22 protein-coding genes are annotated in these 24,137 nt (G+C 35.9%); 7 read left to right on the plus strand and 15 right to left on the minus strand.

Translation table 11 applies throughout. The features are described from left to right. Positions 1–17 precede the first annotated feature (17 nt). From kdsA to IW16_RS13365, 5 genes are all read right to left on the minus strand, one after another. Complete coding sequence (gene kdsA / locus IW16_RS13345; RefSeq protein WP_034745020.1) at positions 18–827, minus strand: 3-deoxy-8-phosphooctulonate synthase; 810 nt, start codon at positions 825–827, stop codon at positions 18–20. Positions 828–1,720: 893 nt separating this feature from the next. Next, complete coding sequence (locus tag IW16_RS13350; RefSeq protein WP_034745022.1) at positions 1,721–2,128, minus strand: hypothetical protein; 408 nt, start codon at positions 2,126–2,128, stop codon at positions 1,721–1,723. Positions 2,129–2,158: 30 nt separating this feature from the next. Then, on the minus strand, positions 2,159–2,689 hold the full coding sequence (locus IW16_RS13355) for a DUF1697 domain-containing protein (protein ID WP_034745024.1): 531 nt from the start codon (positions 2,687–2,689) through the stop codon (positions 2,159–2,161). A 149-nt stretch (positions 2,690–2,838) separates the two neighbouring features. Continuing rightward, a complete protein-coding gene (locus IW16_RS13360; protein WP_034745026.1) occupies positions 2,839–4,326 on the minus strand; it encodes a hypothetical protein in 1,488 nt (495 codons plus the stop codon). Positions 4,327–4,417: 91 nt separating this feature from the next. Continuing rightward, positions 4,418–7,903 (minus strand): glycosyltransferase family 117 protein, encoded by a 3,486-nt coding sequence (locus IW16_RS13365; RefSeq protein WP_034745027.1) that lies wholly within the window; start codon positions 7,901–7,903, stop codon positions 4,418–4,420. A 222-nt stretch (positions 7,904–8,125) separates the two neighbouring features. On the opposite strand from IW16_RS13365, the gene IW16_RS13370 reads away from it, so the two are divergent. The 3 genes from IW16_RS13370 (at position 8,126) to IW16_RS13380 (ending at position 11,480) form a co-directional block, all read left to right on the plus strand. Continuing rightward, positions 8,126–9,163, plus strand: coding sequence for a PLP-dependent cysteine synthase family protein (locus IW16_RS13370; RefSeq protein WP_034745028.1), 1,038 nt, complete (start codon positions 8,126–8,128; stop codon positions 9,161–9,163). 79 nt (positions 9,164–9,242) lie between these two features. Continuing rightward, on the plus strand, positions 9,243–10,505 hold the full coding sequence (locus IW16_RS13375; protein WP_034745029.1) for an aminotransferase class I/II-fold pyridoxal phosphate-dependent enzyme: 1,263 nt from the start codon (positions 9,243–9,245) through the stop codon (positions 10,503–10,505). Positions 10,506–10,577: 72 nt separating this feature from the next. Then, positions 10,578–11,480, plus strand: a complete 903-nt coding sequence (locus IW16_RS13380) for a DMT family transporter (RefSeq protein WP_034745030.1) — start codon at positions 10,578–10,580, stop codon at positions 11,478–11,480. Positions 11,481–11,498: 18 nt separating this feature from the next. Here the strand turns inward: IW16_RS13380 and IW16_RS13385 are convergent, their stop codons facing one another. The 3 genes from IW16_RS13385 to IW16_RS13395 form a co-directional block, all read right to left on the minus strand. Continuing rightward, positions 11,499–11,999, minus strand: coding sequence for a YybH family protein (locus IW16_RS13385; protein WP_051890214.1), 501 nt, complete (start codon positions 11,997–11,999; stop codon positions 11,499–11,501). Positions 12,000–12,001: 2 nt separating this feature from the next. Then, on the minus strand, positions 12,002–12,652 hold the full coding sequence (locus IW16_RS13390) for an NADPH-dependent F420 reductase (protein ID WP_034745357.1): 651 nt from the start codon (positions 12,650–12,652) through the stop codon (positions 12,002–12,004). Positions 12,653–12,782: 130 nt separating this feature from the next. Next, positions 12,783–13,370, minus strand: coding sequence for a Crp/Fnr family transcriptional regulator (locus tag IW16_RS13395; protein ID WP_034745359.1), 588 nt, complete (start codon positions 13,368–13,370; stop codon positions 12,783–12,785). A 323-nt stretch (positions 13,371–13,693) separates the two neighbouring features. On the opposite strand from IW16_RS13395, the gene IW16_RS13400 reads away from it, so the two are divergent. After that, positions 13,694–14,437, plus strand: coding sequence for a bactofilin family protein (locus IW16_RS13400; protein ID WP_034745031.1), 744 nt, complete (start codon positions 13,694–13,696; stop codon positions 14,435–14,437). Between the two features lie 191 nt (positions 14,438–14,628). Continuing rightward, a complete protein-coding gene (locus IW16_RS13405; RefSeq protein ID WP_034745362.1) occupies positions 14,629–16,818 on the plus strand; it encodes a B12-binding domain-containing radical SAM protein in 2,190 nt (729 codons plus the stop codon). 60 nt (positions 16,819–16,878) lie between these two features. On the opposite strand, the gene IW16_RS13410 is transcribed toward IW16_RS13405, so the two are convergent. From IW16_RS13410 to atpD, 3 genes are all read right to left on the minus strand, one after another. Beyond that, the gene (locus tag IW16_RS13410; RefSeq protein WP_034745032.1) at positions 16,879–17,706 is read right to left on the minus strand and encodes a hypothetical protein; all 828 of its coding nucleotides are present in this window, start codon (positions 17,704–17,706) and stop codon (positions 16,879–16,881) included. Between the two features lie 80 nt (positions 17,707–17,786). Continuing rightward, positions 17,787–18,068, minus strand: a complete 282-nt coding sequence (locus IW16_RS13415) for a FoF1 ATP synthase subunit delta/epsilon (RefSeq protein ID WP_034745034.1) — start codon at positions 18,066–18,068, stop codon at positions 17,787–17,789. Positions 18,069–18,152: 84 nt separating this feature from the next. Next, positions 18,153–19,661 (minus strand): F0F1 ATP synthase subunit beta, encoded by a 1,509-nt coding sequence (gene atpD / locus IW16_RS13420; protein WP_034745036.1) that lies wholly within the window; start codon positions 19,659–19,661, stop codon positions 18,153–18,155. A 330-nt stretch (positions 19,662–19,991) separates the two neighbouring features. Between atpD and IW16_RS13425 the strand changes: the two genes are divergently transcribed. Further along, the gene (locus IW16_RS13425) at positions 19,992–20,912 is read left to right on the plus strand and encodes a bifunctional riboflavin kinase/FAD synthetase (protein WP_034745039.1); all 921 of its coding nucleotides are present in this window, start codon (positions 19,992–19,994) and stop codon (positions 20,910–20,912) included. On the opposite strand, the gene IW16_RS13430 is transcribed toward IW16_RS13425, so the two are convergent. Continuing rightward, positions 20,909–21,262, minus strand: a complete 354-nt coding sequence (locus IW16_RS13430; protein WP_034745041.1) for an MmcQ/YjbR family DNA-binding protein — start codon at positions 21,260–21,262, stop codon at positions 20,909–20,911. The genes IW16_RS13425 and IW16_RS13430 overlap by 4 nt on opposite strands. 99 nt (positions 21,263–21,361) lie before the next feature. On the opposite strand from IW16_RS13430, the gene IW16_RS13435 reads away from it, so the two are divergent. Further along, positions 21,362–22,018: an NAD(P)H-binding protein gene (locus IW16_RS13435; protein ID WP_034745043.1), complete on the plus strand. Its 657-nt coding sequence runs from the start codon at positions 21,362–21,364 to the stop codon at positions 22,016–22,018. A gap of 8 nt (positions 22,019–22,026) precedes the next feature. On the opposite strand, the gene IW16_RS13440 is transcribed toward IW16_RS13435, so the two are convergent. The 3 genes from IW16_RS13440 to IW16_RS13450 all read right to left on the minus strand — a co-directional run bounded on the left by IW16_RS13440 (position 22,027) and on the right by IW16_RS13450 (position 24,084). Then, positions 22,027–22,542: a VOC family protein gene (locus tag IW16_RS13440; RefSeq protein WP_316931925.1), complete on the minus strand. Its 516-nt coding sequence runs from the start codon at positions 22,540–22,542 to the stop codon at positions 22,027–22,029. A gap of 216 nt (positions 22,543–22,758) precedes the next feature. Then, positions 22,759–23,334: a glutathione peroxidase gene (locus tag IW16_RS13445; RefSeq protein WP_034745044.1), complete on the minus strand. Its 576-nt coding sequence runs from the start codon at positions 23,332–23,334 to the stop codon at positions 22,759–22,761. Between the two features lie 87 nt (positions 23,335–23,421). Continuing rightward, a complete protein-coding gene (locus IW16_RS13450) occupies positions 23,422–24,084 on the minus strand; it encodes a hypothetical protein (RefSeq protein ID WP_034745046.1) in 663 nt (220 codons plus the stop codon). Between the last annotated feature and the right edge of the window lie 53 nt (positions 24,085–24,137).

The following is a 24,137-nucleotide window of genomic DNA, read 5'->3' on the forward strand; positions in this document are numbered from 1 at the left end:
TAGGGATTTTTTAACAATTACAAAATCGATTCTCTAATTCTTGTTAATTTTTTTAACAAATCTTCTAATAAATCTAATCTTAGCATATTGGCTCCGTCTGATAGAGCGGTTTCCGGTGTTGGGTGTGTTTCTATAAAGATTCCATCTGCGCCTACTGCAATTCCTGCTTTGGCCACTGTTTCGATCAGGTCAGGTCTTCCTCCTGTTACTCCCGAACTCTGATTAGGCTGTTGTAATGAATGGGTTACATCCAAAATGACCGGTGCATATTCTCTCATGGTAGGAATACCTCTGTAATCTACAATCAGATCTGTATACCCAAAAGAATTTCCTCTTTCAATGATGGCTACCTTCTGGTTATTGGAATCTGTAATTTTCTGTACTGCAAATTTCATCGATTCCGGAGAAAGAAACTGTCCTTTTTTTAACGTTACACATTTTCCGGTCTCTGCCGCAGCCACCAAAAGATCGGTCTGGCGTACCAAAAACGCAGGGATCTGCAATACATCAACGTATTGTGCCGCCAAAGCCGCATGGTCATTTTCGTGTATATCTGTTGTAGTAGGAATATTGAACGTCTCTCCTACTTTTTTAAGGATTTCAAGAGATTTTTCTTCTCCAATGGATGTGAAAGAATCTACACGGCTTCTGTTTGCTTTTTTGAAGCTTCCCTTAAAAATATATGGAATATTGTACTTGTCTGTAATGTTAATCACTTTTTCAGCAATTCTTAAAGCCATATCTTCTCCCTCAATAATACAAGGACCTGCAATAAGGAAAAAGTTCTTTGAATCTTTGTGCTGAATATTATCTAAATACTGAATCATTTTGTTGTAATTAAAAGTTCAGTAAAAATACTGAGAAAGTTTCAGACTTGGAAATTATTTGGCGGGAATAGATGTAAGATTCGAGATTCGAGATGACAAACTGGATATATTAACTATAAGACCATGAACATCAATACATTGAATTTTAGAAAATATTTTCATTGTGTGTTTTCGATTAAGCAGCTTTCTAAAAGACTAAATTATATTTTATCCTAGCTATCATGCTCTAGCAAGAAGTATTGATTGTAATAAATTCTTATTGCCCTAGCCGTATAGTTGACTCGTATCCAATCTTCAGCTTTAAAATAATCAGCCAGCTTTCCATAAAGAATTATGGAATACTATCATCTAGTTCTCACAGCGTACAAATACCCAGCCTTTGTACGGATTTAAAATCCCAATAGACTCATTCGATCGAGTAAGTTCTATTTTCTGTCTATTAAATTGAGGGTATGATGCGATTATTTCTGTAACAGCATTAATCGTCATTATTTGGATCTCTGGAAAAGTATCCACGCAAGTATATAAGGTCATATGCGATAGCTCGCATACCATCTTTTATTGCCCCCAAAAAAGATGTAAAAACAATTAACTTCAAATCCGTTTCGCTCATTTTTATTAATGTATGGTATCATGTCGCATTCTTGTCGATCAGAATCACATGCAAGAAACCTACTGCTCTGTCTTTCGTATATACATGATTACCTGTTCAAATCTCATTACCATTACAGAGGGATTTCATAAGATATTTATTTGATTAAACGGACAGTTTTACCATAATTATTGAGAGCTAACAGAATTTTGTTTCGCAATGAATACATTATGATACATCATCCTATATATAAAATGCTCAGAAACATTTCTATTGACATCGTTAACGAAATGGTAACTCATTATTCAAAGCTGAACCCGAAAAAATTCTTAGGATCAAATGTCACACATCTTTCAGCTTCACCATCGATATACTTTAACTTTAAGCCAGAAAGTAACGAATCACCACACGCAGCTGATATGATACGTATCACTTGTTCTGTTTTAAATACAAGTGAATATATTGACATTACAGAAAATAGGTCATCCTCATCCACATCAATCCATTGCCTTATATTTTCAATAACCGTAAAAATAATTTTCGATTCATCACCAACACAGATTTCAATTTTAATTTGATCAAATATTAAATAAATACGTTCATATAAGGGATGAAATACTGGTATATTTTGTAAATCGACATATCCACTCACAAGAATATCACGAATGGGTTCGGTAATAACAAAATGTAAAAAGTCATTCTTTTCCATATATTTTCCTACTAGTGATTATTAATCTAATCAGGAATACATTTTCTTTAAAATTTTCTCAAATGTATTGATATTCCTACTGGTAAATTGGTCCTTAAGGCTTTTCTTTCCCAACACCTTTCCAAAGGTAGAATCCAGAGTATTTCCTTTGGGGACTTGCCAGTAAAATATTTCTCCGGAAATCTCAGCTTTTTCGTTTTCAGTTTTGGAAGCTTTCTCAAATTCTTCCATCAAAACACTTTCTATTCCTGAGTTTCCAACAAAAGCGTAAATATGCAGGTTTTCATTTTTTTCAAAAGGAATATTTTTCCAAAAAAGTTCGGTTTCTTCCAGAGACTTAATGAATAAAAAAGCTTCATACGAAAAATGGTCAGACATCGCTTTTTCCAAAATTCCCTTCAAATCTTCTGCCTTTTTTTCAGAAGAAAAAACAATATTTCCTGAAGCCAGTACAGAACCTACCTCCTGCATTCCGGCCTGTTTAAAGACCTGGCATACATCAGCCATTTTCATATTGGTTCCTTTTACGTTGACACCGCGGAGAAAAGCACAGTACTTCATATTTTTTTGCTTTATGGTTTTTTTTTGAGTTGAAGATTTTTCAGATTTGAGGGTATTAGAATTTTTGAATTTTGAATTAAGGGTCGTCCATCAAAATTTTTAATTTCTCACCTCTAACGTCTAACCTCTAATTTCTAACTTCCATTTTTTCAATCAATCCTAACGTATAAATTATAATCTGTTCCCGAAGGTTTAAGATGGTAGATCTTTTCCAGGATACGGTTATCACTTTTCAGATTGTCTTGTACCCGAAATTCCTGAAGAAGCCTGTAATGCTCCATATAATATACCGCATCTTTCCCCTTAAACAGATTATTATAAGAAAGAAGATATTTTGGTTTTCTGTTTTTTACCGTATTCAGCCAGTAATGAGCTTTGTCTTTTTTAACTTCCGTCTGGATCTGCTTGTCTACCAGTCCTACTTCGTCAATGGTTTTTAATCCTGAAAAATAAGGAACATAACCTGCCGGTTCCAATAGAATCCACTGATTTTTATCTTTCTCGTAGGTATTTAAAAACAACCCTATTTTTCGGCGGTAATTCCACTCTCCGTTTCCTGTAGCAATCGAATGTATGGTCTGAAAAACGGTCATTGGTAAAATATAGAATACAACCAGAAGAGACAGCCATAGCTTACGTTTCTCTTTCTGCTCCAGCACAAAAATAAGAACAGGAACAAACAGCAGAAGCTGAGGCACCCAGTAATACCAGTCGAATAAACTTTTCTGAGAGATGAAAATAATCTGTTTTGCCCAACCGAAAAGGAATATCATCCATAAAAAATAATTCCTCTTTTCCCGCTGTCTTACCAGATATATAAAACAGAGCAGCTCAAAAATAAGGACAATAATGGTCACCGGATTAAAACTTCCAGGAAGTTTAAGCATTCCCCAGAAATTACCAAAGCTTACCAGAAAATAATTGAGATTCTGCTCAAAAGTAAAATGGTGTTCGTAAAGAAGTTTTTTGGCAACAATAGTATTATTGACCAATTCTCCGAAATATAACCAGTTGAATGAAAGCACCGATAAAAGCCCCAGAATACCTCCGAAAATATAACTCCACCTGATCTTTTTATTCCAAAAAATATCTACCAAAAATACAATCCCAAGAAAAATTACGGTATCAATCCTTGTGAACATGATCAAAAGCGGGAGAAGAATCAGTGCCCACTTTTTTCCTTTACTAAAACCGTAATACAGAAGTGCCATTTCAAGAAAGAAAAGAATTCCGTATTCCATTCCCAGAATAGAGATCTTCACTGCTGGCGGCAGAATTCCGATCAGAAATATAAATATAGCTTTTTGCCAGGGGTTTTTAAGTGTTAAATGGGCAAGGAATAAGGTTCCTATCGTAAAAAGGATGGAATTAAAAATCAATAATGGTTCAATAAAATATTCTTTACCAAAAATCAGATTGAATATATACGATACGAAAACATACAGATGCGTGGTAGAAGCTGAAATCCGGGTTTCCCCATTAAAGCCTATCACTCCGTAGTCCAGCAGGTTCTGAGCCACTCTCCAGGTAATGAACGCATCTTCCTGAATATAGTGGGTCAGTAAAAAAAGGAGTTTAATAATCACTGTGAAAATCACAGCATAGATTGGGAGTCGGTTATTGGTGTTTTTTGCCATCACGCATTTTTAGATCACAAATATAATCTTAAAATTCAGGAATCCCAATAACAAAAAAACGGAACCGAAGTTCCGTTTTTTTTTTTAATGTTTATTGTGTTACTTTAATAATTGCTGTGGTGATTTGATTTTCTTTTTCTTTTGAATACGTAGAATCAAAAGGTTCCATCACATCAAATAAGTATTGGTAGAAAGGAGTAATTTTCTGTACGTTTTCAGACTCCTTCATCGCTTTTTCTTTACCCATCTGCTGAAGCTCTTTGATGAAGGTATTGAACTTTTTATCGATTGGCTCTATAGATTTAACAAGGTATTGATACGCTTTGTCATCCTGACCCAATTTCTTATAAGCATCTGTAACCGCAGAAACGACAAGAGAATATTCCATCGGTTTTGTTCTCATCTGTCTTCTTGCAAAATTCTGATCTCCAGGGGCAAGGCTTAAATAATAATCATATTCTTCAAAGATTCCTTTTTTAAGGATTTCTGCCAGCTGAAGACCTTTTTTCTCCTGTCCGGCAATGATGTATCCTGTTACCATAGCACTTAATGAACGTGGATCATTAAATTTCTCAGCAGGGATTTCTCTTGATGCAAGATCAAGTAATTCCACCGCTTTAGCTTTCTGCCCGTTTAATGCCAGTGCTGATGCAGCTCTGCTTGCTGACATTCTGTAGCTCATAATATTTGAAGTAGCTGTTTCGTCAAAGTGGCTGTTCAAGTGTTTAAAATTACCCCATCTGAAGTTTTTCACGACATTATATAATGAGTTGGTATCTACTCTTCCCATATCTCCGTCTGCATTTGGAGGCGTATGGATAGGTACCAATCTGTAGCTGAATCCGTCAAACTGAAGGTATTCATTCAGATAGAAGATGTTTTCACTGTCGTAGATTCCTCCTGATGAAAAGTTGATCGGACGCTTCCAATCAAAATTCGCCAGCATATCCAGCATAATCAGGTTATTTTTATATAATGTATTTCCTTTGTAAGTAATCATGATCTGATTCACTACATTCGGAAGATCTTCCTGAGTAATGATTCCTGCTTTCAGTGCATTCTCCTTATTAACAGGAAGAATGAATTTATTCACCGGAAGAATATTGTATTTTTCAAATTTTTCTTCCCCGAAGTACATTTTTAAAAGCTCATCCTTTTCAGGAGATTTAAATTTGATAAAATTTACAGCTTCTTTCAATGTCAGTGAATCCTGTGTAAGGTATTTTCTGAAGGCTCCGAATTGACTGTCGGGAACTCCCTGTTCTTTCAACATAGAGAACACGCCTTCCCAGTCTTCTTTCTTCATCATATAGATCTGATCATTGACGCCATCTCTGTAATCATCATGAGTCAGTTCACTTGGAATTCCTGCAGCATTATATGTTTTTCTCTTGATCTGATCCAGGTTCCAAGGTGTTGAAGCAAGGGTGAAGTTAACCACCTTCACATCATCTCTGAATCTTTCAGTTTCCTGAATAGCCCATACCGGATAGGTATCATTATCTCCGTAAACAAATAAGATATCATTTTTCGGAAGTGACTTCAATACGGAATAAGCATAATCATACGCTGTATATCTGTTGCTTCTGTCGTGAACATTATAGTTCTGGAAGCCCATCATAAAAGGGACTCCCAATAAAACCACTCCGATTGCAATATTAGCTCCATTGGATTTTACTTTAGACTGAAGGAACCACATAATAGCCCCGGCTCCCATTCCTATCCAGATCGCAAATGCATAGAAGGAGCCTACCATGGCATAATCTCTCTCTCTTGGCTCAAAAGGTTTTACTCCTGTATAGAAAATAATTCCAACACTTGTTAAAACAAATAATGAAAGAAGAGCGTAGAATCTTCCGAAGTCTCTGTTCAACTGGAAGAAGAAACCGATCAATCCTAAGATCAATGGTAAAAAGAAAAACTTAACGGTACTTTCATTCTGGAATTTAGCAGGCATTTTATCCTGATTCCCCAATAAAGCATTATCGATAAAAGAAATTCCTGAGATCCAGTTTCCTTTCGTATTTTCCATGTTTCCTTCAAGGTCATTCTGTCTTCCAACAAAGTTCCACATCAGATATCGTACGAAGTAATATCCATTCTGGAATGTGATAAAGTAGTCCATATTCTGAGCCAGTGAAGGCTTCTGAACATTGATCAGATTATACGGTTTAACTTTCAGGTAATCTGCCGCTGTAATAGATTTATCTTCATATTTTCCTCTAAGCTCATCAAAAATCTGCTTCGCCTGAGGATTGTCTGCTACATCTTCGTTAGCATAATTAAAGGTAAAATCCGGAGCCCCATACATCGAAATATAGTTGCCCATCACATCCTTATCCTCATTAAACATTCTTGGCATTAAGCTGATCTGAGATTTACTGAAGACATAGTTGAAACGGTCTCCTGTCTTTCTGTACGTTCCTGTTTTCTCATCTTTTTCGTAGATCTCACCTGTTTTTTGAGTCTTAAAACTTCCGTCTTCATTTTTCTCAATTCCGTTGGCATCAAGAAAAGCCGTATAGTTCTGTCCATAGATGGTAGGCCAGTCACCGTACTGCTCTCTGTTATAGTAATCCAGCATTCCGATTGCTGTATCAGGATCGTTAAGGTTCATTGGAGGATTCGCATTCGCTCTGATTGGAATGACCATCCAGCAAGAGAAACCAATAATCATAAAAACGACTGACAATGCAGCGGTCTGGTAAATATTTTTCTTAGCTTTTCTGGCATATTTAATAATGAAGAAACATACTGCTGTCATTAAAATAAATGCGACGATCGTTCCTGAGTGGAAAGGAAGTCCAAGCCCATTCACAAAGAATATTTCAAGTCTTCCGAACATTGTCATGATCAGCGGGAAAATAATTTTGAAAACAATGATCAAAATTCCCAGCGTAATCGCATTGGCCCAGATAAAGTTTTTCCAGGTAAATTTGTAATTTCTTGCATAATAAACCAGACATACTGCTGGTACTGCAAGCATCCCCATCATGTGTACCCCTACGGAAAGTCCCAATACAAAGAAAATAAGGATAATCCATCTTTCGCTGTCTTTTGCCAGATACTCATTTTCCCATTTGGTGATCAGCCATACCAGCAATGCGATAAACATTGAAGCCATAGAATATACTTCTCCTTCTACTGCAGAGAACCAGAAGGTATCTGAAAACGTAAAGCATAATGCGCCCACTGCTCCTGCAAAAAGAATGGAGATTTCCTGGTGTTTCGTAACTTCATCAAAATCTTTGTTTAAAAGTCTTCTGACAAAATGAGTAATTGTCCAGAACAAAAATAAAATAGTCAGCGCACTGAACAATGCAGACATTGCATTGATGATGATAGAATAATTTTCGCCTTTTCCTAAAGCAAAAATGGCTGCCACGGCACCCACGATTTGGAATAAGGCAGCTCCGGGAGCGTGCGTTACTTCAAGTTTTACAGCAGAGGAAATGTACTCGCCGCAGTCCCAGAAACTGAAATTGGGTTCTATGGTCGACAAGTACGTGAAAAATGCAATGACAAAAATCACCCATCCTAAAACGGTGTTCCATTGCTTAAAAGTCCAATTTTTCATAGTATTAAATCAATTACGCGAAAATAAGGCTTTTATAGCATTCTATGGTGTTTTTAACAAAATTTAAAAAATTTGGCGTAGTATTTGTGACCGTACTTCAGCTAAGATTGCAAATCAGAAAATAAATTTTATCGAATCGCTGGCTTGAAATCAAACAAAAGTTTAGTAATTATTTATTTTTTTGTATTTTTGCGGTCAGATTTTTATTGAAAATAACAAATAATGAGTAATGTTTACGATAATATTCTTGGCCTAATAGGACATACTCCTATGGTGAAGCTTAATACTGTTACAAAAGATATTCCTGCAACCGTTTATGCCAAGTTAGAATCATATAATCCTGGACATTCCACAAAAGATAGAATAGCACTTCATATTATAGAAAACGCTGAACAAAAAGGTTTATTAAAGGAAGATTCAGTAGTTGTAGAAACTACTTCCGGAAATACCGGTTTTTCTATTGCAATGGTCTGTATTATTAAAGGATATAAATGTATTCTGGCGGTAAGCGACAAAACAAAGCCTGAAAAAATTGCTTATTTAAAAGCATTGGGGGCTGTCGTATATATCTGTCCTGCTAATGTTGCAGCAGATGATCCCAGATCATATTATGAAGTAGCTAAAAGAATAGCTTCAGAGACCCCAAATTCAGTTTACATCAATCAATATTTTAACGAATTGAATATTGATGCGCACTACCAGACTACAGGTCCGGAAATTTGGGAGCAGACAGAAGGAAAGGTAACCCACCTTTTTGCCTGCACTGGAACGGGTGGAACATTGTCCGGTTCGGGTAAATTTTTAAAAGAGAAAAACCCTGATATCAAAATCATCGGTGTGGATGCTGACGGTTCTATCCTGAAGAGCTACCACGAAACCGGAGAGATTCATAAAGAGGATGTACATCCTTACCAAATCGAAGGAATGGGGAAAAATCTGATCCCTGCGGCCCTTCTTTTTGATAAGGTAGATGAATTTGTAAGAGTCAACGACGAGATGTCTGCTTACAGAACCCGTGAAATAGCGCTTAAAGAAGCTATCATGGGAGGATACACTACAGGAGCTGTAACTCAGGCACTGATACAGTATGCTCAGTCTCACGAGCTTACTAAAGATGATATCATTGTCCTGATATTTCCAGACCACGGGTCGAGATATATTACTAAAGTATACAGTGATAAGTGGATGGCTGAGCAGGGTTTTGTGAATAACTGTGTACACAATTACGATGAAGTTTTCAAAACGGAATTCATCAAATAGGAATAAATAAACCACGATACAAATCAAGTCTTTTGTGTTCTGCAGAAAAGACTTTTTCAATTAAAAATTACTATACAAAATGTTAGATATTTTTGAACGTATTAAACAAAACCCAGGTCCATTAGGACAGTTTGCTGATTATGCTGAAGGGTATTTTGTTTTCCCAAAACTGGAAGGTCCAATTGGTCCAAGAATGAAATTTCAAGGTAAAGATGTAATTTTCTGGAGTGCAAATGACTATTTAGGTCTTTGTAATCATCCGGAAGTTTTAGAAGCTGATGCAAAAGCGGCTGCAGAATTCGGAATGTTTTATCCGATGGGTGCAAGAGCAATGTCCGGTGAAACTCAGCAGCATCAGCAATTGGAGAAAGAATTGGCAGAGTTTACTCAAAAAGAAGCTGCTTATTTATTGAATTTCGGTTACCAGGGAATGGTTTCAGCTATCGATGCATTAGTGACAAGACATGACGTTATTGTATATGATGCCGATTCTCACGCTTGTATTGTAGATGGAGTTCGTCTTCATATGGGTAAAAGTTTTACCTTCAAGCATAATGACATGGCAAGTTTGGAAAAAAACTTAGCCCGAGCAACAAAAGTAGCAGAGGAAAACGGAGGCGGAATCTTAGTAATTACTGAGGGAGTTTTCGGAATGCGAGGAATGCAGGGGAAACTGAAAGAAATCTGTGACTTAAAATCAAAATTCAATTTCAGACTATTGGTAGATGATGCCCATGGTTTCGGAACTTTGGGTAAAACCGGAGCCGGAGCTGGTGAAGAGCAGGGATGCCAGGATCAGATTGATGTTTATTTCTCTACATTTGCCAAATCTATGGCAGGTTTCGGAGCTTTCCTTTCAGGAGATGAAACGATTATCAGATTTTTGAAATACAATCTTCGTTCTCAGATTTTCGCTAAATCTTTAACAATGCCAATGGTAATTGGAGGTCTAAAAAGATTAGAACTTTTGAGAAACCGACCGGAAATTAAGGCAAAATTGTGGGAAAACGTCAATAAACTTCAAAATGGTTTGAGAGAGAGAGGTTACAATCTTGGAAATACCAATACCTGTGTAACTCCCGTTTTCATAGAAGGAACAACAATTGAAGCTACTCTTCTGGCTAAAGACCTGAGAGAGAACTACGGAATTTTCACATCAGTTGTAGTGTATCCTGTAATTCCTAAAGGAATGATCTTATTAAGACTGATTCCAACGGCTTCGCATACGGATTCAGAAATTAATGAAACGCTGGCTGCTTTTGATGGTATCCGCGAAAAATTAACTTCAGGGCATTACAGAGAAATGGAAAAACAAATGAATATCGAATACAAGCAAATGTAATATCGATATCGCCATATACTTAAAAAGAACCACTGAATTATTTTCAGTGGTTTTTTATAAACTAAATAACGCATGAAATTTAAAGGTTATCTGCTAGGAGTTTTGTCGTCTGTTTCATTCGGACTCATTCCCATTTTTATCCTGCCGCTAAAGCAGGCTCATTTTTCTATGGACATTACTTTGTTCTACCGATTTTTATTTTCGGCCTTAATGGTAGGCGGATATCTGCTTTATTCCAAAGAAAGTTTTAGAATCAATAAAAAAGAATTACTGATCCTTGCAGTTCTTGGAGTATGTTATGCTCTGTCCTCGGAATTTTTATTCATAGGCTATGATTTTCTTACCCCGGGAATTGCTTCTACCGTCCTGTTCATTTATCCCATTATCGTAGCTTTGCTCTTATTTTTCTTTTATAAGGAGAAACTCAATAAACTTTCTGTTATGTCTCTGCTATTGGCATTTGCAGGAGTTATTGTTTTATGTTTAAAAGGAAAAGGTCTGGAGATCAATTTCGCAGGACTTGGAATTGTAATGTTGAGTTCATTATTTTATGCGCTTTATATGGTGATCGTAAATAAATCAGACCTTAAAGTGTCAGGGTTCAAGCTTTCATTTTATTCGATGCTTTTTACTTCAACATTTTTTATGATTAAGGCATCAGCAAGCGGAGAATCTTTTGCTATTCCTTCGGTATCTGTCTTTGTCAGTTTTCTTATTTTCGCATTTCTGACGACGGTCATTTCAAGTCTGTGTTTAGTGTATGCCATTAAATATATCGGGTCTACTCCTACCGCTATTTTAGGAGCTCTCGAACCTGTAGTTGCTGTAATGGTAAGTGTTCTTATGTTTCATGAAAAGTTTACCACCAATCTCCTCATTGGTATTACACTGATTCTTTTGGCCGTCATTTTTAACGTCATCGCAGACCACAGAAAATCAAAACATGACCGACAAAATATATTAAAAAATGCCTGACGTTGATCAGGCATTTTTTTATTTCATCTTATTAAACATGTACCGGGCAATTTTCCATTTCCCGTTTTCGTTTTCCATTACAAAAAGTTCACGGTTTTCTTCAGGGGTTATTCTACGTTCTGTATTTATTTGCTGAGTCCCTTTAGATAAGGTACGTGCTATTGCGTAATTTTCGTTGATCAATGTAATCTCTTCAATGGTAAACTTAACATTAAGCTGCAGTGTTTTGAAAACAAAGTCATAGGATTTCTTCAGCTGTTCCTGACCTTCAGCGCTATTCGCTCCCTGAGGCATGAATATTCCGTTCTGGGTATACAACGGCAGTACCTTCTCAGTAGACGAAGTATTAAGGGCATTTTCGTAGGCGTAAAGAGTCTCCTCTATATTCTTTTTTATATTGGCTTCCATTATTGTATTTTTTTCTGTTGTTTTACTAATCGTTGGACCATTGCTTTCCTTCTTCCCTGTACAGGCCGATAATAGGAATATAATCTGAGTCGCTATGAATATCTTCTTCATTATCAAAGGTTTGATTTCGCTTCCTCAAGGTTTACGGTCTTTCCTAACTTTCCGAATTCGTGCAAATCGCCGAAAACTTCAATTCGGATCGACTGATCAATACCACCTATGCGCAATGGTTCAAAGCCTGTATTTCTGATCACATTTTCAATATCATTATTAATGCCGGTATCATCAGAAGCATAAAATAATACTGCTTTTTCTGGCTGTCTATTGGACGATGATGCAAGGGTTCCTGCACCAAGTGTTCCGAACGCTTTCACCAGTTTAGAATTTTTAGGAAGAATCACCTTGTTCAGCTCTCCTGCTGATTCTCTTTCTCCGATGATCTTTTTAAATCCTCCATTTCCATCGGGAGCAATAGGATTGGATACATCAACAATGATTTTACCCTGTAAACTGTTTCCATTGTCATTAAAGAAATCCTTAAAAGAACCAAACCATATCGCAGGTATAATAATATCTGCCGTATTGATAGCCTCCTCAATAGTTGCACTTTGTGCAAATCCACCTGACTGTGCAGCGAAATCATTCGCTTCATCAGCATTTCTTGCTGCTACAATAACGTTATGTTGATTGTTTACTAAATTAGTCGCTACTGCTTTACCGATATTTCCCAATCCGATTACCGCTACTTTTTTCTCTGTTTCCATTTTTTTAAATTTTAATGTTTTTGTATGGGTCAAAATTAGGACAGAAATGGATGAAAAACCGATAAACAAGTTTAAGAAAACATCTTGACATTTGGTAAGATGAATTCTTAATATAGTTTCATAAAACGGACTAATCCTTTATTCTTTTAGCACGGATTTTACTAAGGAATTGAGGAGTAATCCCCAGGTATGAAGCGATTTGTGTATTAGAAAGACGGTTCGCCAGCTGTGGGTACTGTTTCAGGAAAAATTCATATTTTTCATCTCCTGAAGCACTTATATTCTGAAGTATACGGTTCTGAAGTTCTATAAATTTATGTTCTATAATGACTCTGAAGTTCCTGTCAAATTTCGGATAGTAGGTATATAAGTACCAAAGGTCAGTCTTCTCGATTTGCAGAACAACAGAATTTTCCAGAGCTACAATATATAGCTTGCTTGGCTTTTTATTGTGGAAACTGTCTATATCAACGATCCAGTCGCTTTCTGAGGCAAACTGAAGATTATGCTCTACTCCATCATGATCTATGCTAAACATTTTGAGACATCCGGAGACTACAAAAGTATAATACTGGCATACCTCATTTTCCTGCAGGATAAACTGCTTTCTCTTTATTCGTCTTTCCGTTACCCTTTCATTTAATACTTCAATCTCCTCTTTGGAAAGAGGAATATAACTTCTAAAGTAACTGATAAGTGATGCTGTTTCTTTTGACATTTCTACTGTATGTGTTTCTTTATACTGATCAATCCCATCACAATATATCAAAAAAAACTGAATTGTAAATTCATGAAAAGTCCGTATTTTAATTGTCTCCCTGTTTTTACCAACAGTTCAAAAACTGTGGCTCCATAGCTTTCATCTTTTCTATGATCTATTTTTAATATAGGGACGGCACCATAGTATCAATCCCTCCATCTAATTTACTAAGTTTAATATTGTAAGAATTCCAAAATTAATCCCTTTTAGGTATATCTTTGTATGACTATCCGCTCAGATTAGTGAACGGAGAAATATGTATTATTTGATGATTAACACCAATGAAAAAAATTCAGAAACTAACAAGAGCACAATTAACTGATCAGATAATGAAGGTTTCGGAAGTATTATATACTGCTATTGAACCGGAGTTGGAATTTATGTTCAATAACGAAGATGATCCTGATGAAGACAGCTTTACAGAGTTTCTGGATATGCTGGATCAGGAAACAGCAGAAAAAATAAAAGAAGCTGCTTTTAATAGGGACAGTGACGATGACGAACCCGAGATCATGCTTATGGAAAATGAAAGCACAACGTCTTTGGATGTGGTTACCGAACAAGGTGATGGATATATCGTTATACTTATTGAAAATGATATTAATCTAACCGGGAATCTTTTCATTGAAGACTATGTTACACTTATTGTAACCGGGGATATAAAAGCCAAAAATATCATCGTCAACGGTTCATTATATTGTTCAGGAAATATTTTCTGTACGGTATTGTTTAGTGCATCTGGTAATGATCATCAAACCTATAGCGCGGGAAATATGTATACTTCTCTTATTGCAGAAAACGGTCAGTATACAGTTTCTGAGAGTAAAATATATTCCAGATATCTGATGAGCTTCCATAATACAATAAAAGGAAAATCAGGAAGGTTTGTTGAAAATACAGCCCTGGAAAATGGAAATGAAGCGTCTGTTCTGAATCCTGAAATACTTGATGAAAACGGATTCTTTGATGAAGATGCATTTTTGAATTATATCAATATCCATCAACCTGAATCTTTATTCATATAAATAAAAATAAGAAGTCATTACCCGATCGGTATTTTTATAATTCATGTCTATATTTGCAGCATACACTACAAATTGACTATCTTTGTTGCCGCAATCTTTGAAAAGAATTTTTGATACATTTTGTTACTAAACAACTGAAATTCAAATTCTTAAATTATGATTGAATGTAAATAAATTTGAAAATTTTCCTGTTGAAAGATCTGCTTCTCATCACTCCGCCTTTTACCCAGCTCAATACTCCTTATCCTGCAACAGCTTATATAAAAGGCTTTTTGAATACCAAAAATATTTCCAGCTATCAGATCGATCTGGGACTTGATGTTATTTTGGAGTTATTCTCCAAAAACGGGATCCGTAAAATTTTTGAAACAGAAATCAATCTTCAGGAAATCTCTGAAAATTCACAGCGAATTTATGCGCTTCGTGAAGAATACCTGAAGACGATAGATCAGGTTATTCCATTTCTTCAGGGCAAAACGCCTACCCTTGCAAGGCAGATCTGCAGTATGAATTTCCTTCCCGAAGCTTCCCGTTTCAATCAGCTGGATGATATGGATTTTGCATTCGGAAACATGGGGCTTCAGGATAAGGCAAAGCATCTTGCTACGTTATATTTAGAGGATATTTCTGATTATATCATTGAAAATATTGATTCGGATTTTGGATTCAGCAGGTATGCGGAACGTCTTGGAAAAAGCGCCAATTCTTTTGATGAATTATATTCTAAATTATCTGATGATCAGACATTTATTGATAATTTCACATTAGAAATACTCAGAGAAAAATTAGAATCAGTCCAGCCAAAGTTGGTCTGCTTTTCGGTGCCATTTCCCGGAAATTTATACGCCGGTTTCAAATGTGCTCAATTTATTAAAAAGAATTATCCTCACATTAAAACGGCAATGGGAGGAGGTTTCCCGAATACAGAATTAAGGGAAGTAAAAGACCAGAGGGTCTTCGAATTTTTTGATTTTATTACACTTGATGATGGTGAGGTTCCTCTTGAACTTCTTTGCAACAGTGTATTAAATCCTTCACCTGAAACAGAATACAAAAGGACATTTTTGATTGAGAACCAAAAGGTTACTTATAAAAATAACTCTAAGAAACACGATTATAAACAGGCCGACATTGGTACACCGGATTATACAGATCTAAAACTGGATGAGTATATTTCAGTAATTGAGATTGCTAATCCAATGCACAGTTTATGGAGCGATGGGAGGTGGAATAAACTCACGATGGCTCATGGCTGCTATTGGGGGAAATGTACTTTCTGCGATATTTCTTTAGATTATATCAAAATCTACGAACCTATTTCTGCAAAAATTCTGGTGGACAGAATGGAAGAACTGATCAGAACAACAGGTGAAACAGGATTCCATTTTGTAGATGAAGCAGCACCACCCGCATTGATGAGGGAGGTCGCATTGGAAATTCTCCGAAGAAATCTGGTCGTTACCTGGTGGACCAATATCAGATTTGAAAAAAGTTTTACCCGTGATTTATGTTATCTCTTGAAGCTTTCAGGATGTGTTGCTGTTTCCGGAGGACTTGAAGTGGCCAGCGATCGTTTGTTACAATTAATTGATAAGGGAGTTTCAGTAGAACAGGTTGCCAGAGTGACAAGGAATTTTACGGAAGCTGGAATTATGGTTCATGCCTATTTGATGTATGGCTATCCGACTCAGACTATTCAGGAAACAGTAGATTCTTTAGAAATGGTAAGACAGATGTTTGAAATGGGAATTCTTCAAAGTGGATTCTGGCATCAGTTTGCGATGACAGCTCATTCACCTGTTGGAATCAATCCGGAAGAATTCGGAGTAACTCCTGTAAAGGAAGAAATTCTGTTTGCGAACAACGATATTGATTTTACCGACAAAACCGGAATCGATCACAGTAAATTCAGTTTCGGATTGAAAAAATCTCTTTTCAACTATATGCATGGAATCAATTTTGAATTTCCGCTTCAGGAATGGTTTGACTTCAAAATTCCAAGGCCGGCTGTTCACCCTGACTATATTCACGACTGTCTTCTGGATGATCCATCATTCAATTTTAAGGGTAACTCAAAAGTTGTATTTTTAACCAAAAACGTAATCGCTGAGAATCGCGTAAAAAATAAAAAGAAATACTCTGGTCCATATACGCTTCTTACATTCCACTTAAAAACGAACATAATAAAGATCGATTTGGAGCAGAATAAAGCAGAGTGGCTGATGAAAGTACTGGAAGAAAATTCCATAGAAAATCCAAAAAAGATTACAGCTCAACAACTTAAGAATCAATTTGAAGAAGATTTTGAAGATTTTGAATTGTTTTGGTTTTCAAAACCTATACAGCAGCTTAGGGACAATGGTGTCATTTTAAGTCTGTAATCTTTTCACCTTTTTGATGGAAAAATCCCCAAAATAAGCCTTTGGGTATTTTGTGAGCCTTTAATTTTTGCTGTCACCACTGTCTTTCAAAACCGGACCTACTATCACTTTCTCCTGAACCTTAATAAAACTCGGATCCATAATAGCTATCCGTTCTGCAATGGATTTATAAGTTGGAAATTTCAAAAGTGATGCTCTCCCGGACATTTCCCTGTAGAGGGTAAAGATTTTTCCGTTAGCTGTTTTGATTTGTTTGGTTGTAGTAATATATTTCCCAATATACTTGCTTTTAGCATCATATATTTCTATATCGAGAAAAGTTTTGTCGGTAATCGTATCATCTGAACCGAAACTTACCGGAAGATTGGTAAAGTATCCAACAGGTACACCGTTGCTGATGATCTCTCCTACTTTATTGACTTCAATATTCAGTTTATCAATTTTACTTCTTGTAGTATAGGCCTCTTTTGTTTTGGTATCGAGTTTTCTTTTGGGTATATTTTTGAAAACTTCATCAAGATTTTTGATATTGATTCCTTTGTTATCAATGATTTTTAGACCTTTTATAGATGTATAGACCGCTGATTTTTCTTCACCCGAAAATGCTGATGGTGATATATAGTCCAGCTCTATCGTTTTGTCTCTGTTATAAACCCTGTTTAGTTTTATATAACTGTCTCTTACAGAATCTACTACGCTTTTATCTATAAACTCAACGGTATACATGGGTGTCTCATTGAGATCCATAAAAGTATAGATATTGTGTTTGTTTGCGATCTTGGCAACATGAATTCCATCCAGGCTTACAATTCCTCTTTTGGTTTTGAAATTCTGGGCATTACAGAAGATTCCCAGAATGGTAAAGAATGTGATTATACTTTTCTTCATAAAATCAGACTTTTACACAACATAAAAAAAGTGTAACCAAAGTTACACTTTCTTGAAAATATATTTAGCTTTTCATTTAATTATTCGCAAAGGATGATTCCTTTATCATGATTAAATTCTACAACACCGCTTTTGATAGGATAAGAAAAAACAGAGTCTTTCTCAGTTTCTTTAGTAAAGTTTTTAGCATAAGCTTCTCCAACTGAACTTGTAAAAAGCTTTACCTTACCTCCGATCAAAGAAGAAACGATTCCTGCGTGGTTTTTCATGATGTGAAATTCACCATTCTTTCCAGGCAACAATACAGAGTCTACCTCTCCTTCAAAAACTACGTACTCTGGTGTTAAAATTTTTATATTCATATTTCTTAGATTAAAGAGAAAAGAGAAAAGAAAAAAGAGGGACGCATGGTCTTTACTCTTTTTTCTTTGTTCTATTTATTCTAGTTATGCGTTTTCAGCTAACATTTTTTGTCCTGCTTCAATAGCTTCTTCGATAGTTCCTTTCAAGTTGAAAGCAGCTTCTGGTAAATGGTCTAATTCACCATCCATAATCATTGTAAATCCTTTAATCGTATCTTTGATATCAACCAATGAACCTGGAATACCTGTAAACTGTTCAGCTACGTGGAAAGGCTGAGATAAGAATCTCTGAACTTTTCTAGCACGGTAAACTACTGACTTATCTTCTTCAGAAAGTTCTTCCATACCAAGAATAGCGATGATATCCTGAAGAGCTTTGTATCTCTGAAGAATTTCTTTTACTCTCTGAGCACAGTTATAATGTTCTTCACCGATGATTTCCGGAGCAAGGATTCTTGACGTAGAAGCCAATGGATCTACTGCTGGGTAAATACCTAATGAAGCAATTTTTCTATCCAATACCGTCGTTGCATCCAAGTGAGCAAACGTCGTTGCAGGAGCCGGGTCAGTTAAGTCATCCGCAGGTACGTAAACCGCCTGTACTGAAGTAATTGAACCATTTTTAGTTGAAGTAATTCTTTCCTGCATCGCTCCCATCTCAGAAGCAAGAGTTGGTTGGTAACCTACCGCAGAAGGCATACGTCCAAGAAGTGCAGATACCTCAGAACCAGCCTGTGTAAAACGGAAGATGTTGTCTACGAAGAAAAGTACGTCTCTACCTTGTCCGCTTTCACCACCATCTCTGTAGTACTCAGCTAATGTAAGACCAGAAAGTGCTACTCTAGCTCTTGCTCCTGGCGGCTCGTTCATCTGTCCGAAAACGAATGCAGCTTTAGATTCTTTCATAGCTTCTAGGTCTACTTTAGAAAGATCCCAACCTCCGTTTTCCATAGAGTGCATGAAATCATCACCATATTTGATAATTCCTGATTCAAGCATCTCTCTCAAAAGGTCATTTCCTTCTCTCGTTCTTTCACCTACTCCGGCAAAAACTGAAAGACCTCCGTGTCCTTTTGCAATATTGTTAATCAACTCCTGGATCAATACTGTTTTACCTACACCGGCACCACCGAACAATCCAATCTTACCTCCTTTTGCGTAAGGTTCGATAAGGTCGATTACTTTAATACCTGTGAATAAAACTTCTGCAGAAGTTGAAAGTTGATCAAATTTTGGAGCTGGTCTGTGAATTGGAAGACCACCTTCTTTAGAAATATTTTGAAGTCCATCGATAGCATCCCCAACAACGTTGAATAGTCTTCCGTTTACAGCGTCACCGATTGGCATTGTAATAGGATTTCCGTATCCGATCACTTCCTGACCTCTCTGAAGACCATCTGTAGCATCCATTGCGATACATCTTACTGTATCTTCACCTATATGTTGCTCTACTTCCAGGACTACTTTTTCACCGTTGCCTTTTGTAATTTCTAACGCGTCATAAATACTTGGAATTGCTTCCACATCTGTGAAGACAACGTCGATTACCGGACCAATAATTTGAGAAATTTTACCTTTAATTTGGTTTGCCATTGCTAAATTTTTTCTTGGTGCAAATATAATGATTCTTCATAAACCTACAATTGGTAAAAAAAAGATTTTTATCATACTTTTTGGAAGATTTCGGTTCGGGATGCGAGATTCACGATTTTGGGCTCAAATTATGGAGTGTTATTAGAAAATAAAGCTTATATGTAAACTTGAATATTTGTTGAGCCCCTGATTTTCCGGCATTTCAAAAATTAACCGATCATCTAATTAGCCTGTTCATTAATTACTATATAATCACATCACCGAATCGATACCTCAAAACTCGTCCTATTCAAAATAAAGGTTTTATATTTGCATTCAAATTTTTCCGTTTTGAAAGTTTTCAAGAATTTTAAAGATTATTCCTCTCAAAAGCCTTTAGCATTGTCTTTAGGAATGTTTGACGGAGTACATCTCGGGCACAAAAGTATCATCGATGAACTGATCAAAGTAGGTACAGAGAATAATCTGGAAACAGCTATCCTTACTTTTTGGCCTCATCCAAGGTTTGTTTTTAATCCGAATGAAGATCTGAAACTTCTTAATACGGTAGACGAGAAGAAAGATCTGATTGAAAAATACAGCATTGATCATTTGTTTCTCAAAGAATTTGATGAAGAATTCAGAAATCTTACCGGAGAAGAATTTGTAAGACAGATCCTTATTGATAAACTGAACGTAAAATACCTTATTATAGGCTATGATCATTCGTTCGGAAAAAATAAAAGCGGCAATTTTGAGCTTCTTCAAAAGCTTTCCAAAGAACTTGATTTCGATGTAGAGCAGATGGAAGCTATTAATATTCACGAGAATAACATCAGCTCTACGAAAGTCCGTAATGCCCTACTGACAGGGAATATTAAAGAGGCCAATGAAATGCTTGGCTACTCCTACTCTGTTTCAGGAACTGTAGTTCACGGAAAGAAGATTGGAAGAACAATTGGCTATCCGACAGCCAATATTGATACAGAATCCATCAAACTTTTACCAAAAAAAGGAGCCTATATTGTAGATACTGTAGTAAAAGGCAAGCAGTACAAAGGGATGCTGAGCATTGGTACCAACCCTACAGTAAACGGTGAAAAATTAACGGTTGAAGTCTATATCCTTGATTTCGATGATGATATTTATGGTGAAAAAATCACAGTAAGATTCAGAGACTTTCTCCATGATGAAATAAAATTCGAAGGTCTTGAAAAGCTTATCGAAAGATTGGATGAAGATAAGAGGCTTACTCAGGAATTTCAATTCTAACTGTTTACAATCTCCTCCCTGGCTTTTTTCGTTAATGAATTAAAAACCAATTCATAAGAGTGATCGATTAATTTAAAAATCAGATCTCTTTTCAGACCGTCCATCAGCACTGAATTCCAATGGGTCTTGTTCATATGAAATGCTCCAGTGATTTGCGGATGCTGTTCACGGAGTTCTGCGCTCCACTCAGGATCCGTCTTTACATTAATTCCCAGTGGCTGTCTTCCCAGCCCCATGAGCAAAAACATTTTTGTTCCTACTTTCATAACAAGGGTTTCATTATCGAAAGGAAAAGTTTCTGTAACTCCCTTTTTTGCAAGGCAATAGTCTAAAATTTCGTTAGCATCCATGAATTTTTATAAATGATAAGTGATTAATGATCATTGATATTAATTTCAAATGTAGTAAATTTAAGAAAGAAAATACAATCTATACAAATCACAACGACTATGAAAGCTTTGGTAATTGGCGCAACTGGCGCTACAGGAAAGGATTTGGTTAAGCAACTGCTTAATGATAATGAATTTGATGAAGTAGATATCTTTGTCAGAAAGCCTGTAGCTGTCCAGAACGATAAGCTGAAAGTACATGTGGTTAATTTTGAGAATCCTGATGAATGGAAAGACAAAGTAAAAGGAGATGTAGCCTTTTCATGCTTAGGAACTACCTTAAAAGATGCCGGAAGCAAAGAGGCTCAAAGAAAAGTAGATTTTGATTATCAGTATCAATTTGCCAAAGCTGCTAAAGAAAATGAAGTGGATGACTATATTCTGGTTTCTTCTTATGGAGCAGATCCCACCTCGAAGATTTTTTATTCCAAAATGAAAGGAGAGCTGGAAGAAGCTGTAAAACAGCTCCATTTCACTAAAATCACTATTTTTAAACCCGGAATGCTCGAAAGAAAAGACTCTGAAAGAACCGGAGAAGTTTTAGGCAGCAGAATTATAAAATTTGCCAATAAACTTGGATTACTGGAAAGTCAAAAACCTTTGCCTACCGATATTTTAGCTAAAGCAATGATCAATTCATCGAAAATAAAAAGTAATGGATACTCCAGTATCAAGCTGGGAAATATTTTCTGTTTTGCGGAGAAGACTAATGAATAGTTGACCTTTTATTTGGTGGTTTTGCTGCCCATACTACTTCCTAATTTTTCATATTCAACATCATCAGGCTCCCAAAGCTCTACCTTATTTCCTTCTACATCCATAATGTGTACGAATTTTCCGTATTCATAAGTCTCTATCTTATCAACAATGGTAACATTTTCTTTTTTAAGTTGTTCTACCAGTTTTTCAAGATTCTGTACACGATAATTGATCATGAAATCTTTTTCTGAAGGCTGAAAATATTTTGTTTTTTCACTAAAAGGGCTCCACTGACTAAATCCTTTTTTAGAATTATCGGCACCCTGATACCACTCAAATACGGCTCCGTATTCATTGGTATTAAGACCAAGATGATCTTTATACCAATCTCTCATTTTTTTAGGATCCTTACATTTGAAGAAAATACCACCGATTCCCGTTACCTTTTTCAGATTATCAGAACCCTTTTCTGTAGCTGACTTAAAAGCAAACCCCATCATAAAGGAAGCAAGAATGCAAAGCCCAAAAATTATTTTTTTCATAAGTCAATGTTGTTTTAAAAATATAGTCATAAAAAAAGTGGATAAAGACATCCATCCACTCTGTAAAAATATATTTTTTATCTGAAATACTTTGAGAATAATACAGGTCAGCTGTAAAATGCTTCAACTCCGTTCAGCATGACATTTCTAATACTGTTTGTATTGTTGAACTGTCTTGCTGAGCGGAGTTGAAACGTTATTTTATAATTTTTATTCTTACTTCAGATATTTTGTAATAGCCTCGTCAGTAGGTTTTGTCGTACTTACAAAAGTATCAACAAGCTTTCCGTTTTCATCAATAAGGAATTTGGTAAAGTTCCAAAGAATCGTTGTATTTTTTACTCCGTTTAGATCTTTTTCCGTTAAATATTTGAAAATAGGAGCCGTATCATCTCCCTTTACTGATACTTTTGCAGCCAGTGGAAATGTTACACCATAATTTTTCTGGCAGAAAGCCCCGATCTCTGTATTGGTTCCAGGTTCCTGTCCTCCGAAATTATTGGCTGGAAAACCTACAATGACCAATTTGTCTTTATATTCTTCATACACTTTCTCCAGATCTGCATACTGTGGCGTAAATCCACACTCTGATGCTGTGTTAACAATAAGGATTTTTTTTCCTTTAAAATCAGCAAAGTTGATTTCCTTACCATCAAGGCTTTCAACTTTATAGTCATATATCGTTTTTCCCATAAGTTCTTTGGTTTTAGCTTGAGAAATTTCACTTTTCTGATTGGTACAACTCTGTAAAAGTGCTACTAAAGAAAGCAGCCAGATGAAAATATTTTTCATTCTTATCAATTTTAATTGGCAGTTTTGCCAAAGTTATTTATAATGTAATGAAACGTCAAGCGTTCCACTAGGCTTCTATCCTATTCATTAAAACTTAAAAATATTGGCCGGAAATACTTTATTGACATCAATTCTGTTCAGGATCATCACATAATCTCCATCTTTTTTAGAACTTGAAGATTCTATCCTGAAAGACATCACAAGATTTCCTACTTTTTTATAATCCGAATATACGAGTGTTTCATCTTTTTTAACCTCTTTTAATAACATATATGTTTTTACATCAAAAAAATAAATGTTTTTATTAACATTTTTGGTCAGTTCCACTTTATGACAATAGATCTCTCCTACTTTTTCTTTCCCAAGATATTTCGCATCAAATCCCTTATTCTCCCACTCAATAAAGTCGTTGTCGAAGCTTTCGGGAACATATTCCGGATATACCTGAAGTTTATTGGCTGCATAATTCATTGCATATCCTTTATTGCCATCAAAACCCTCAATCGCCGTTTCTTTACCACTAATGCTGATCAGAGTTTTCGTAAGATTGGGACGCTGCTGGTAAATTTTTATAGGATATTCATCTTTAATTCCTAAGATCACTTTTCCCTGCAGCAATACTGAATTTAAGAGTTTCCAATTCGTTAATCCTCCAGACAGTTCTATATTTTTGTCTATAATTTCTTTTGCGGTCTGAGCAAAAGATAATTGAGAGAATATAAGCACGAATAGCAAAAGTAATTTCTTCATTAATCTTATTTATAAATTCAAATATAGGGGGAATTGGGCGAAAAAGCAAAGAA

Origin of the sequence: Chryseobacterium vrystaatense, from assembly GCF_000737765.1 — a bacterium.
Taxonomy (GTDB): domain Bacteria; phylum Bacteroidota; class Bacteroidia; order Flavobacteriales; family Weeksellaceae; genus Chryseobacterium; species Chryseobacterium vrystaatense.